The 13815-nt window shown below is 52.1% G+C and carries 8 protein-coding genes; 4 read left to right on the forward strand and 4 right to left on the reverse strand.

Annotated features, from left to right (window positions below; translation table 11 throughout):
• Positions 1-600: 600 nt before the first annotated feature.
• The 3 genes from F1593_RS25525 to F1593_RS25535 all read right to left on the reverse strand — a co-directional run bounded on the left by F1593_RS25525 (position 601) and on the right by F1593_RS25535 (position 3422).
• Positions 601-1476, reverse strand: coding sequence for an SDR family oxidoreductase (locus F1593_RS25525; protein ID WP_216368990.1), 876 nt, complete (start codon positions 1474-1476; stop codon positions 601-603).
• A gap of 34 nt (positions 1477-1510) precedes the next feature.
• A complete protein-coding gene (locus F1593_RS29675) occupies positions 1511-1960 on the reverse strand; it encodes a MerR family transcriptional regulator (protein WP_216368991.1) in 450 nt (149 codons plus the stop codon).
• A 292-nt stretch (positions 1961-2252) separates the two neighbouring features.
• Positions 2253-3422, reverse strand: coding sequence for a helix-turn-helix transcriptional regulator (locus F1593_RS25535; RefSeq protein WP_235932703.1), 1170 nt, complete (start codon positions 3420-3422; stop codon positions 2253-2255).
• Positions 3423-3607: 185 nt separating this feature from the next.
• On the opposite strand from F1593_RS25535, the gene F1593_RS25540 reads away from it, so the two are divergent.
• Positions 3608-4390, forward strand: a complete 783-nt coding sequence (locus F1593_RS25540; protein WP_149404385.1) for an SDR family NAD(P)-dependent oxidoreductase — start codon at positions 3608-3610, stop codon at positions 4388-4390.
• 367 nt (positions 4391-4757) lie between these two features.
• Here F1593_RS25540 and F1593_RS25545 read toward each other — a convergent pair whose 3' ends face one another.
• Positions 4758-5246 carry an nSTAND1 domain-containing NTPase gene (locus F1593_RS25545; RefSeq protein WP_149404386.1) on the reverse strand — a complete coding sequence of 163 codons (489 nt, stop codon included), beginning with the start codon at positions 5244-5246 and terminating at the stop codon, positions 4758-4760.
• A 621-nt stretch (positions 5247-5867) separates the two neighbouring features.
• Here F1593_RS25545 and F1593_RS25555 point away from each other — a divergent pair.
• The 3 genes from F1593_RS25555 to F1593_RS25565 all read left to right on the forward strand — a co-directional run bounded on the left by F1593_RS25555 (position 5868) and on the right by F1593_RS25565 (position 13096).
• Positions 5868-8249, forward strand: coding sequence for a cellulose binding domain-containing protein (locus F1593_RS25555; protein ID WP_149404387.1), 2382 nt, complete (start codon positions 5868-5870; stop codon positions 8247-8249).
• A 208-nt stretch (positions 8250-8457) separates the two neighbouring features.
• Positions 8458-10320: a cellulose binding domain-containing protein gene (locus F1593_RS25560; protein ID WP_149404388.1), complete on the forward strand. Its 1863-nt coding sequence runs from the start codon at positions 8458-8460 to the stop codon at positions 10318-10320.
• A 286-nt stretch (positions 10321-10606) separates the two neighbouring features.
• Positions 10607-13096, forward strand: coding sequence for a glycoside hydrolase family 9 protein (locus F1593_RS25565; RefSeq protein ID WP_235932704.1), 2490 nt, complete (start codon positions 10607-10609; stop codon positions 13094-13096).
• Positions 13097-13815 lie beyond the last annotated feature (719 nt).

The following is a 13815-nucleotide window of genomic DNA, read 5'->3' on the forward strand; positions in this document are numbered from 1 at the left end:
CGTCGTGGGTCTGGGAGGGCCTGAAGTGCTTCGTACAGTGAGAGCAACGAAAGGCTTTCTTCATTCGTCACGGATGCTCTCTTGAGCGTCAAGGTAGTATAATCCATATGAGATTTCCTTTGTAGTTTTGAAGTTTTTTGTATTCTACAAGGAAATCTCTTTTTTTTCACCTCCTCTAGGAGAATTGGAAAGCCCTGAGCCATTCAGCCATTCATCCCTGCCATGAATGGACAGGGCTTTCTGGCTCGTTTCCTGTAAATCCCAAAATTTAGTGGTTCATCCCACGGGTTGCGCAACAAGATGACGATCACGAGACAAGCGGCCATCCAGCATTATGCTACTTGCTTGTTTTCCGCCTCTTGGACAGGGTGCGGGGGCAGAAGCTGACACCTCGCCGAAACGCGCGTCCAGAGCCGTTTTCGCCAGAGGTGCATCTCGTTGCGCAACCCGTGGACTTCCCTAGCCCCTTGGTAAATTGGACCCTCATGCCTCGTTAGGGTAACGCTCCTTTGCGTAATGCCAGCCGCAAAGGAGCATGCATTTTCAGCACATCAAGTGGAAGACGACATCTTATCCTCTTTCTTCGGAGATCTCCAGTCCTCAAGCGTTGCTTGGGATCATGGAACGCGCAACGAGCTGCCGACTTTCCTGCCAGAGACGTTGTCCAAGGGCCTGATCGTAAGAGCGCCTGGAAGACTTTTGCTCCTGACTCTTCGCAAAGCACTTGCCCGTTACCCCTTCGAGTTGGGGAGAGGTTGCCAGGTAAATCTCCGTCTGAGCGCCTTGCTCAGCAGTCATGATGAACGGTCTGGCAAGCTTCGTCACCAGAGCGAGGAGACCAGTCGCCTCCGCGTTAAAATTGTCACCGGCCATCATCCCAGGACTCATCACGTTCACGGTGACACCGGTTCCCTCAAGGCAGCGAGCCATTTCATAGGTAAAGAGGATCAGAGCCAACTTGGCCTGCGCATAATTGTTCATTGTAGTATAGTGTTTCTCGCCTTGTAGATTGTCAAACGCAATACTGCCAATGGTATGCACTTGGGAACTGACATTGACAATCCGCGCCGGTGCGCTCGCTTTCAATGTTTCCACCAGCAGTTCGGCCAGCAGAAAAGGGGCCAGATAATTGACGACGAACGCCACTTCCAATCCCTCGGAGGTGAGGTTACGAGAATGATAGATCGCCCCAGCATTATTTATCAGAACATGGAGATGCTGATAGGTTTGTTGGAACTCTGCGGCCAGACGGCGCACATCCTGGAGCAAACTCAGATCCGCAATCAGCAAACCCACGTTTTCATTGCCTGTTTCCCGCCTGATTTCGGCTTGCGTCGCCTCGCCTTTCTCACGATTGCGGCCGACAAGCACGACCGTCGCGCCACGGCTGGCCAGTTCTCTGGCCGTGATTTTGCCCATGCCCGACGTACTGCCCGTGACCAGGCAAATCTTTCCTCGCATATTGCTCTCAAACATGTTTGATATCCCTTCTCTTCAAAAAGACGGCTTGTTAGCTGCTTTGCCAGGCCAGCCGTGATCTCACCAATTTCACTCGCCTTTGCGTCGTCGTCACTCTGGACTGCTTTCCAGAACGCGATCTTCTGCTCCAGGTAGCGCAGAGCTCTTGCTTCTGAGCCAGATTTTGCTCCATGGCTTTTTTCTGCCCCTCGAAGAGCGCAAGCTGCTGATCAGCAGCCGCTTTTCCATCTTTGAGAAGCGCAAAATACGTCCGCATATCCTCAATTGACATCCCAGTGGTTCGTAAACAAGTCAGGGTCTCAATGTTTCGGACATCTTCAGCGCTATATCTGCGATGGCCACTGTTCCTGTCTTGCCTTACTCGGTCGAGTAAGCCAATCCGTTCGTAGTAAGGGAGGGTATGTTCGCTCAGACTACTTCGCTGCACCACTTCCTGGAGCGTAAAGTGGAGAGGCATTTTCATCTCGGTATCACTTACCATAGAGGCATTATGCACTACCTAGAGTGCTCTAGGTCAAGGGTCTGTCGTGTTTGTTCGTATCGAAATGTTCTTCAGAAAGACAACGAGGAAGTGAATAGTGCAACCTCTCTGTGGTACTATAAGGTAGATGCTTTCTTTTCAAAAGAGGGCACTAAAAAGTGAGATACGTACTCGAAAGTAAGTTGTCTCCCTAACGGAACTCTCTATGCTGTTTGCATCAGGTACTGAATACAAAGAAAACCCAAAGGATGTATGCAGTGAGAGGATGATCCGCATACATTTTCAAGAAACGTTAGAGAATGACCAATCCTCTTACACCACGTGCCATTTTTCTCCGACGATGTTCGTCGACAACTCTTTTGTTGACACTAATCTCTAAGCCGTGAACTGCAAGAGATTGCGAGACGCCTTTTGCCTTCTTCGGTTCGTATCCGTGTGCCTCGCACCAATGTGCATAGGAGATCATGACGTCGCTGTTGGCTACCCATGCCCCTTCCACACTTTTACAGCATGCTGCTAGCCACAATCCAACCGTGTCTTGTCCTGATTGCTGTGTCTGCGTCAGATGGTGGACCGCTTGAGGAGGATGAGGCTCCTGCCCAACGCGCAGATACCACTGCTCCAGCAGTTGCTCCACTTTGCGAGGTGTGTCTGCTTCCTCCAACGGGGTATACACGGTGACTTTGAGATCTGGCGTGTCAAAGACCTGAAAAGTGAGACGTTCAAATATGAGATGCCCTAGCTGTGGATGGTTGAGCGTTTTCCGCCCTTCTTGTCCACTCCGTACTTCATGATCAGGCCACCAGGCGCGAAATTCAGGACTACAGAGCAGAAGATCATGGATCAACTCGGTCAATTGAACGTCTCCAGGATGACGACCACAACTGCTCCGGAATTGTGCTAAGAGCTGGCGCGCATCTTCTTCCCAATCGACGATGTATTGCCGAAGCAAGGGCTCGGTGAAGATGCGCCAGATCGTATTGCGTTCGCGGGTGGTCGTCATCCGGTGGAAATCGCCAAAGATCGCACATCCGGCATCGTTCCAGGCCAGGATATCCCATCGTCTTCCTGACACAAAGGCTGGACGAATGCCAAACTGATCAAGGAAATGTTGCAACGCTGGACTCACGATCTCGGGTTCCAGCAAAAGCGCCGGAGGTGCCTGTTGTTGGGATAAGAGGAAGAGATGGGTTCTTTCATTCGCATCCAGGCGCAATGTCTGCACCAGGCGCTCTAAGACCTGCGTGGAAGGCGTAATAGCACGTCCCTGCTCTAACCAGGTGTACCAATCCACGCTCACACCCATCAACTGTGCCACTTCCGCTCGTCTGAGTCCAGGCGTTTTGCGCCTGCTTCCTCGCGGCAGTCCCACCTCTTCAGGCGTCAGCCTTGCCCTGCGCGTACGCAGAAAATCTCCAAGTTCATGCAGGCGATGGTCTTGTTGTTGAGGCTTGAGTACCAAACGCTCCTCCTTTGCCCAGGGGTTGGGAACGATTCCCGAGTGAACCATAGGAGTCTCATTCCTATGAATGCTGCTCATCTTGTTCTGGGATCTCCATCAGTATACCATAGAGACGCGGGTGAAGTGCCAGCAAAAAGTCAATTGAGATGCACTGACCCAAAACAATCTCATCCGGAGTACAAAAAATGCTAACAGAAAACCAAGTTACGTCAAACGCTAAGATCGCGATCGTCACCGGCGGTAGCCGCGGCATTGGCCGCAGTACCGTTGAGAGCCTTGCAAGACGCGGCGTCGATACGATCTTCACCTATCACAGCCGTGTCGCGGACGCGGAGGCAGTCGTTGCAGCGGTGAAGGATGCAGGGGCGGAAGCCATTGCATTGCAACTGGATACTGGCAACATCGCTTCGTTCGATGCCTTTGTCGGTAGCGTGAAAGACGCTCTCGCTAAGCTCGGAACCACGCGCTTCGACTTTCTGATCAACAATGCGGGAAACAATCACCACAACATGCCGTTTGCGACGACGACTGAGGAAGAACTAGACAGCATCTACAACGTCCATTTCAAAGGTGTCTTCTTCCTGACACAGAAGCTTCTTCCTCTCATCAACGACGGGGGACGTATCGTCAACGTATCCACGGCCCGGACTCGCACCACCATGCCCGGAGGTTCCGCCTACGCATCGATGAAGGGAGCGCTAGAGGTGCTGTCGAAGCATATGGCGAAGGAGTTGGCACCGCGCAGGATTGCCGTCAATGTTGTTGCGCCGGGCGCCGTTGCTACCGATTTCAGCGGAGGCATCGTCCGCGACAATCCTGCCATGAACAAAATGGTGGCCGAAGCGACGGCACTGGGCCGGGCAGGTGTTCCCGACGACATCGGTCCAATGATTGCCTCGCTGCTCTCCGAAGAAAACCGTTGGGTCAATGCGCAACGCATCGAGGTTGCGGGAGGCGTGGTAATTTAGCTATTCGTATGAAACCTCGCCACGACTTATTGGACAGAGACCTGTTGGATCTGTTAGATCAAAACAGCTTTTTCAAATTGCCCAACCCGCTCTCCAGGCCGATAGGCTGATGACAAAACCAGATTTTTGATCTAATGATCAGGACAGGTCTCTGTCCATAAGGTCATGGCGAGGTTTCTCCATATAGACATCGGGGATCGCTTGATCCTCAGCCAACTTGTGCAATCAAGCACCAGTCACTCCTTTTTCTGAATGAGGACCCACCTTGTTTCCTGCTCTGTCCAACGTGTGACATTACGTACAGGCCGCGACTTTCGTGGGGGATGTGGTGCAATGACCACAGCTTGCTCTTTCAGTTTGGCTTTGCTCACCGAACCGCACGTAAATCAGCCAGTGTCATTGGCAACATGGGGATCAGATGATCCACAATCAGCGTATAGAGCGCTGGATACTGCATGGGGCGATCATAGAAATCTGCTCGGAGGGTCAGGACCACGATGAGCGGACCATCTCGCTTCGTACAAGCTGTCATCAATAGGTCAAGGAACGGCTGGCGCTCTTGCTCGCTCTCAGTGAGCGTGAAGACCTCCTCGAACTGATCCACCACCAGGACGACCTGTGCGCATCCTTTTCGCCTGGCAAGAATGGTTGCATAGAGGTGCAACTCGCGCATGGAATCATCACCGAGATCCTGGCGAAGCATCGTCAGGTTTTTCGCTGGGAACTGCTCAAAGAGGGCAAGCGCGAGCGCATCGAGAGGATGTGCCCCTGGAACGATGGGGTCCAGGTACATCCATGTGTCGCTCTCAAAGACGTTGCCTGACTGCAAGAGGGGAAGCAGGCCCGCTTTCACCACACTTCGTCAGCCTGATGTCTCCTGAGAGCCTCCTGCATTTCAATGCCATAGCAATACTCCAAATGCAGAAAATCCGCGCTGATGAGGAGGAGATCAGCCGTGCGCAAATGGTGATCGATGGTGCGTTGCCACTCTGCTCCAGCATGAATATCACGATCTGACCAACTCTATACCCATCAGAGCCATTTTTCGGATATGAAAAACACTAGTATTCTTACCAACTTTCGGGTAAAATATCTGGCAGAAAAGAAGTTTTCATTCCCATTACCCATAGAGCGAAGAAAAAGCATGTCGGGACAGACGTTTGCCTATTTACGGGTCTCGCTCCCCTGGAGCGTATCCCACTCTATATACGCGATCAAGCACAGTTTACTTTCCAATTACAGCGTTAAAGTAATGCAACCACGGCAAAATGATCTTCAGCACGGTTTCGTTACAGATCATGACAGAAAGGAGGAATGCGCTACGTAAATAGCTTTTCATGAAATAAGAGTACCTATGCGAAAACCATGGAGCTAAAGTAAATCGATGCTCCCTTGCTTGAAAACATGCTGGGCACAAGATGTCGCCATTGCGTAACCTGTTGCAAGATGTCAATGTGAGATATACGCAAGAAATGCAATGAATGCAGAAAGATTAAATGTCATGAAACGTTTCTTCCGCCATCCCTGGACAATTCTTTGTCTGGCGATGCTCCTCTTAGTGGTACCACTATCCCAGTTCTCCCTGCCAAAAGCACATGCGGCAACGAATACCATCTCCGCTGATTTTAGCGTGGGTGTGGATAATCCACTCATCAAAACGAAATTTAATCTCTTCAACACCTTCAAGCGCACGCCAGCAGACTTTCAGCGTGATTCGGCTCTATTGAGCGAGTTGAGCGCGCAAACAATGCGTGTGGACTTTGAACTGGGCACTTCCTATGGGCAGGATACCAACGCCGTTGGTGGTACGGCAAATAACCTCACCTACAATTTTTCCCTGATCGACCAGGAATCTCAACTTATGCTGCAGCATGGGGTGACTCCTTATTGGGACTACACCTACGCCCCATTCCCCCTGCAAAACGGGGGCAATGCCTCCAATCAGCCACAACTGAGTGGCTGGCAACAGATGACACAAGCATTTGCATCTCACTTCAAAACGTCCAATATTCCTGTTGCGACCCAGGAGGTCTGGAATGAGCCGGATGGTGGCAATTTCTATACCGGCTCACTCAGCGATTACGAAGCGTTATATGCTGCTTCAGTCGCAGGGCTACGTGCGGGTAATTCAGATGCTGTGGTGGGAGGACCAACCATTGCGTGGAATACCAGCTTTAATGGATCCTTCCTGGATTATCTCAATAGCCATAACCTCCCACTGGATGTCGATACCTTCCACTCCTATGGGAACGCAGGGAGTGGGGTTAGCACCATTGCCAGCCAATTATCCAGCTATCCCGCTTTTGCAACCACCACCACGAGCCTGGATGAGTTCGGCTCCTATCCATGTTGTAACTATCCAGTTGGCGGAGTCCAGGACCACTATGGAGCCGCAGCCCAGATGCTCCACGACTTTAACACCGTACTCAGCATTCCAGCATTGACTTCGACGAGTTGGGCACAATTTCAGGATGAGTGTGCGCCAGGCCCAGGCTGCTACGATCCAAGTATTGGGATTGTTAGCTTTGATGGGCATCCCAAGGCAACCTTTAATGCCTTCAGGATTTACTCGATGATGCCCGTTGATCGCAATCAAGTCACTCTCTCCGGGGCTGCTCAGCAGGCTATCGCTTCCTCAGATGCGCACCGGGCCAGTCTTGTGGCAATAAACCAGACCGGTAGCGATCAGTCGACTACCGTAACACTCAAGAATGTCCCCTTCTCAACTGGAACCGTGACGGTCTATCGGATCGACTCCTCCCATTCCAGCTACTTTGATAACAGCGCGTCCTCGAATCTGACTGCAACAGAGACGTATGCGAACGTGAATACTGCGAACTGGACCTGGACGGGCAACATTCCGAGTAACGGAACCGTCTATTTCCAGGTGGATGATGGCCGGGGTCAGCCAGCATCTGCCCCCGCAGATGCCTCTAACTCCATCGGCAAAGTTGTCAAGGTCAATCATTACTACCCGTCGCGCACGACGAGTTCCGCCTCTGATTTTGATCCACGCACCTGGATCGCACGCCAGGGGATGGGCAACAATCAATTTGCCGATCAGGAAGTTGGGGTGACAGGGGAGCAACTGCCATCCGTTCTCACTTTCACTCCAACCATCCAGGGTACGCTGGTGCAGAACGATCAGAACAGTTGTGCATGTGTCCGTATCGACTACATGGTCAACGGGTCTTATACCAAAGGAGTCTTGTTCCACGGGCCCTACAATGGCGGCACCGATCTGTATAATTCCGCACGCAACGCTGCTATGCCCTTTGGCACGAAACGACAGGCGGACCAGGTTGTGCAGGTGCCCAATCTCGCCAATTTTCAGGCCAATCTCAGCCAATATGCTCCAAGTGGCTGGAGTGGACGAGCACAGATCACCTACATCTTGCAGAACGCAGGCAACAATACCAGGTGGGCCGTGCCTATCAATAGCGGATCATTGATCCCAACGCCCACACCGACTTCGACGCCGACGCCCACACCCACATCAATCCCGACACCGACACCGACGCCAACGCCAACGAGTGGGACAGCCTGTTCGGTGCATTATGCGATCACCAACCAGTGGTCCGGCGGCTTTGGGGCCAGTATGACGATCAACAATACGGGGAGCACGAGCGTGAACGGATGGACTCTGGCATGGACGTTCGCCAATGGCCAAACGATCACCCAGTTGTGGAACGGCAGCTACACCCAATCGGGCAGCAATGTGTCGGTGACCAATGTCTCCTACAATGGCACCATTGCTCCGGGAGGCACTACCAATTTTGGCTTCAATGGCTCCTGGAATGGCAGCAATGCTACCCCGACAGCCTTTACCTTGAATGGATCTGCCTGCACCGTTGTCTGATCTAGAACCCATTCAAGCAGACCGCAAGGTCTCTTGCCTCTTGCAATGGATCAACCTTGCAAGAGGCAAGATGGAAACATCTTTTATTGTTACCATTCCTCTTAGGAAGAAACCATTGCGCGATAATAAAAAGGACACAAGGAGAAACTAGATCTTGAGGAAGGAACTCAGTGCAGTGATTTGCACAAAAGAAAAGGATTTCGTGGGTTTGCGTTGGCATATGCTAAAAACATTCTTTCGGACGTTGAGCATAGCACTTGCTCTCCTCCTTGCGATTGTCTGGGCATTGAGCCTCCTGGTCACACCAGCGCACGCAGCCTCGGTTACTATCACCCCGGCGGGAGCCTTTGATGACAATAACGGCAACTATATTCAGGCTCACGGTGGAGGGATGATCAAGGTCGGGTCCACTTACTACTGGTTTGGAGAAGATAAGGCGGGTGAAAACGCTAGCAATACATCGTTTCAGAATATCCCGTGCTATTCTTCAACAGATCTGGCACACTGGACATTCGTCAGCTATGTCCTGACCCGGCAGGCCAGTGGCGATCTTGGGTCAAGTCGCATTGTTGAACGCCCCAAAGTCATCTACAACAGTGCAACGCAACAATATGTCATGTACATGCATATTGATAACTCCAGCTATAGTGAAAACAAAGTAGGGGTCGCTACCAGCTCAAGTGTATGCGGCAATTATACCTATCGCGGTAGTTCCTATCCACTGGGGAACCGGAGCCGCGATATGAGCCTCTTCCAGGATAGCGACGGAACGGCTTACCTGTTGAGCGAGGATCCCGCAAATGGCCTGCGTATTGACAAACTCTCGGCGGACTACCTGAGCGTTGCCAGCGCCATAGCAGTGCTTACTCCTGATCATGAAGCAGCTGCAATGTTTAAGTTCAACGGTCGTTACTACCTGTTTGGTTCATTCTTGACTGGCTGGGGGACAAACGATAACCAGTACACAACCGCAACCTCCCTTGCTGGCCCCTGGTCGAGTTGGTCTTACTTCGCACCTGTCGGCTCAAATACGTACAACTCGCAAACAACATTTATCCTCCCGGTGGTTGGCAGTTCGGGAACAACCTTTATGTATATGAGTGATCGCTGGACAACATCTAATTTAGGAACCTCACCGTACATCTGGCTGCCCTTGCAAGTAAATGGGGCGAATATCACGCTGCCCTGGTATAATACCTGGTCTATTGACACTGCAACCGGCCTTTGGGGAAACGCCGTTTCGGCTTATGCTATTAATGCAGGAGGAAGCGCGGCAGGGTCCTTTGCCGCGGACGAAGGCTATAGCGGTGGCAGTACGTACTCAACAACCTCCACTATCGACACGAGTGGGGTAAGCAATCCGGCCCCCCAGGCGGTCTATCAGAGCGAGCGCTATGGCAACTTTACCTACACCTTCCCGAGTCTGAAACCTGGAGCCCAGTACACGGTACGGCTACACGAGGCGGAGGTCTATTGGACCGGTAGTGGACAACGGACCTTCAATGTCTCCATCAATGGGCAACAGGTCTTAACCAACTTCGACATCTACGCCGCCGCAGGTGGGGTCCGTAAGGCGGTCGTGGAACAGTTTACGGCGACGGCGGATGCCAATGGGCAGATCACGATCCAGTTTACCAACGTCAAAGATAACGCCAAGGTCAATGGTATTGAGATCCTGCCAAGCAGCAGTGTCACGCCTACACCTACCTCGACGCCAACGACCACCCCGACGCCAACCACGACACCTGGGCAAACCTGCTCGGTGCACTACACGGTGACCAACCAGTGGCAGGGTGGCTTTGGGGCCAGTGTGACCATCACCAATACCGGGAGTACCTCGGTAAGCGGATGGACCCTGGGGTGGAGCTTTGCCAATGGGCAAACGATCACCCAGTTGTGGAACGGCAGCTACACCCAGACGGGTGGCAATGTGTCGGTGACCAATGTCTCCTACAATGGTATGATCGCTCCGGGAGGCACTACCAACTTTGGCTTTAACGGCTCCTGGAATGGCAGCAGTGCCACCCCGACAGCCTTTACCTTGAATGGATCTACCTGCACCGTTGTCTGATCTAGAACCCATTCAAGCAGACCGCAAGGTCTCTTGCTTCTTACAATGGATCAACCTTGCAAGAGGCAAGATGGAGAAACATCTTTTATTGTTACCATTCCTCTTCTAAAGATGGACATTTGCAAAGGTCCAATTTGGCGAGTATGGCTTGATACGCAAGCTGGGTCAGGGGGGGCTTTGCAGAGGTATCAGTAGGATAAGGAAGAGGAAAAAGGTATATTTTTGGGCAATCTCGTTTAGCGCGTGAAAACCCGCTCCTTCTGCTGAAAAGAGCAGAATCTCTTTGATGCGAGAAGGAGAATTGTTGGTCGATATCCTGGATGTCACCGAGACAGAGGAGCTACTCGCGACATCCACCGGGGAGAAAGGAGGGAAAGGAGAAAAGAGCCCGCAAATCGATCCAAATGACGATGTTTGTTCATACGAAAAGGAGACAAGGATGCTCAAATCGTACAAGAAGATCATCGGCTTGCTCATAGCGATGCTTATGGTCCTTTCTGTGACAATGGGTATGAATGGGTCCAAGGCGCAGGCAGCCACTTCTAGCAGCCATCCCCTAAAGAACCTCCAGGTATTCAGTAATACGGAATATGGTCAGTGGGCTGGTGCAGGCTCACCGCTGCGTATTGAGACCACTAACGGCAGTTCGGCGCTACCAGTCGATACGAATGTGACCTACAATGGCCTCCCCTCGATGCGTTTCAATATTACCTCGGATGGGTCGAGCGGCTGGGGCTGGTGGTCAATGATCCAGTCCGACAACTGGGAAACCTACTCATTAGTTCCGTATTACGCCAATGGTGCACTTGAGTTTAACATCAAGGGTGCCGCAGGTGGCGAAGCGTTTACGATCAGCATGGGCGATCATGCCTTACGGCGCAATCCTGTCGATTACAGTACACCTGGGGTTCAGAGTAGCACCTATGTCACGGTCACCACAGATTGGCAACATGTGCGTATTCCCCTCAAAGATATCATCCCAGCGGGAAGTATCTTCGACCTGAATCAGGTGTATTTGCTCTCTTTTGGTAACGCCAATAACAATGCTGAGGAGTTCTGGTTGAATGACATCAAGTTCACCTCGCCAGATCCAGAGCACAGCGCACCTTTTATTAAAGTCAACCAGCTTGGCTACAGCATCCTCTCGGACAAGTACGCCCTTGTCACTGGCTATGCCGATGAGCTCAATGCTGTCGCCGGAACACCTTTCACGGTGAAACGCACTTCCGACAACGCCGTTGTATACACCGGCAAGCTGCAACTGGCTACCGATCATGACACGCAATCGGGTGAAAGGATCTTCAAGGCCGACTTTTCCTCGCTGCACAGGCCCGGCACCTACTCCATTTCGGTGGCAGCACCAGGCGTAGCAGATTCGCCGCCCTTCCAGATCGGGAGCAACGTCTACCAGCCGCTAGTTGTCGACGCCACGCGCTATTTCTACTACCAGCGCCAGGGGATTGCCCTTGATGCTGCGCATGCAGGAGCGTACACGCGCGGAGTAGGACATCCCCAGGATGCACATGCCACGTTTGCATCTGGAGTCAACCCACCCCGAGATGTCTCGCAGGGCTGGTATGACGCTGGCGATTACGGGAAATACGTCAATAATGGCGCTACCACTGTTTCCAACCTGGTGTGGTCCTATCAGCTCTTCCCCAACGAGTTCAAGGATAAGCAACTGAACCTACCGGAGAGCGGGAACGGCATTCCTGACATCCTGGATGAAGCGAAGTGGGAGCTGGACTTCATCTTGAAGATGCAGGATCAGACCAGTGGCGGCTTCTATCATATGGTACAGCCTAGTAGTAGCTCCGCGCCTGATAAGGATACCACGCCGCGTTATATCGAGGATGTCAATGGTTCGCAAACCAATGTGATGCCGACGGATGACGCAGCCTGCGCTGCCGCAGCATTGGCCGAGGCCTCGATCTCCTTCCGCAAGTTTGATCCGACTTACGCTAACACCTTGTTGACGGCGGCTCGTCGTGGTTGGGACTACCTGATGGCGAACCCCAATGGTGTTGGCTCGGTGCCCGGTGCTTACGGCGTCAGCAGTGACCACGCAGATCGCCTGTGGGCAGCCGCAGCGCTTTACCGGGCGACCGGCGAGGCGCAGTATAATCAGTACTTCCTTGACAACTATCAGCAGTTTGCGAGCGCCTGGGACGGGAACGGGTCCAGGGACAATCCTGAGGGTCTCGGCAACATGGCGCAGACCGCCTTCCTGGATTACATGAGGGCGGCTCATCCTGATCTCACAGCCAGAGCCTGGTTCGCGACCAAATTCAAGGCGTGGAGCGAGCCGGTGCTGGAACGCTCGGAGCAGGGACCGTGGCACAATACGCTCCAGGATAACGATTACTACTGGGGGAGCAACAGTGTTGTGCTCAATACGATGCACGTGCTGGCAGTAGGGACCATCGTGCTGGGTGGCTTTAACCCGGCCACTGACCTGCGTGTCATACGGGCCGTAGCGTCTGCCATGAATTATATCCTGGGGATGAATCCGCTAGAGACCAGCTATGTCTCCGGGGAAGGCACCAATAGCATAACGCTCGTCTTCTCCGCTGTGTGGAGCTATGCGGGTATTCCCGGTATACCAAAGGGCTATATGCCTGGTGGTCCGAACATGTACAATAATCCCCTGTTGTATTGCGGTGCCCCGGCCAAGTGCTACCTGGATAACGATTCAAACTGGACGACAAACGAGAGCGACATTGGTTCGAATGCGGAGCTTGTTCTGAATGCCGCGCTTCTCTCTCAGATCCTGTAAAGAGTGCGCTATCCGTTCATGCAAGGAGGATTGGGAAAAGAACCCAATCCTCCTTTTTTCTTTGGGTTCACGCAAAAAAACCCCACCTTCGTTCAGATATTCTAGCCCCCTTTGAAATAGAACAGCCAGTAAAGGTGTTTGGCAAGCTGAGTATCTACCAAACATCTTTCCACTCAATAAAATATGAGAAGCAATATTAGCATATGTTCTCGCAAATAATTACGGATGAACTTCATCTAACGCAGCAAGGTGTCCAGTCCCATTGAGCGTTGCAAGATCAACATCAGCAATACAACGTATTTTGACATAATTTAATGTTAAGGTTCCTTCGATATGCACGGTACCGGTTCCCTGCTCAAAGTTGGCCTGACTGAGATCTGTTGCATCGGTATCGACTCGTAATGATTGACTACTACTTTATATGTTCTTGTATCTTCCTGTTCATCTCGATTCGTCATTATACATCCCTCCTTTACTTAAGGCATCTGAATCGTCTTTGGACGACCTAATATACCATACATACTCTCCTATGTTAGAAGGTGTCGGACTTCCAGTCCCATCGGGATCTTACTGTTTGACCGCTGGCAGGCGCATGCGCCTAAGTTTGGTCCAAATTAAGAGCCAGATGCAATGGTGCAAGGAGTGACCGCAATGCGTGAAGCAAGGCCCCAGCTGCAGGCGCGCGGCAATTTAAGGTGAGCGCCTGCACGTGACCATCG

The sequence above is a fragment of the Dictyobacter arantiisoli genome (assembly GCF_008326305.1).
GTDB classification, from domain to species: domain Bacteria; phylum Chloroflexota; class Ktedonobacteria; order Ktedonobacterales; family Ktedonobacteraceae; genus Dictyobacter; species Dictyobacter arantiisoli.

Excerpts from the sequence above, each read along its gene's own strand:
- F1593_RS25525 (WP_216368990.1), bottom strand. The coding sequence starts at position 1,476 with ATGTTTGAGAGCAATATGCGAGGAAAGATTTGCCTGGTCACGGGCAGT.
- F1593_RS29675 (WP_216368991.1), bottom strand. The coding sequence starts at position 1,960 with ATGGTAAGTGATACCGAGATGAAAATGCCTCTCCACTTTACGCTCCAG.
- F1593_RS25540 (WP_149404385.1), top strand. The coding sequence starts at position 3,608 with ATGCTAACAGAAAACCAAGTTACGTCAAACGCTAAGATCGCGATCGTC.
- F1593_RS25555 (WP_149404387.1), top strand. The coding sequence starts at position 5,868 with ATGAATGCAGAAAGATTAAATGTCATGAAACGTTTCTTCCGCCATCCC.
- F1593_RS25565 (WP_235932704.1), top strand. The coding sequence starts at position 10,607 with ATGCGAGAAGGAGAATTGTTGGTCGATATCCTGGATGTCACCGAGACA.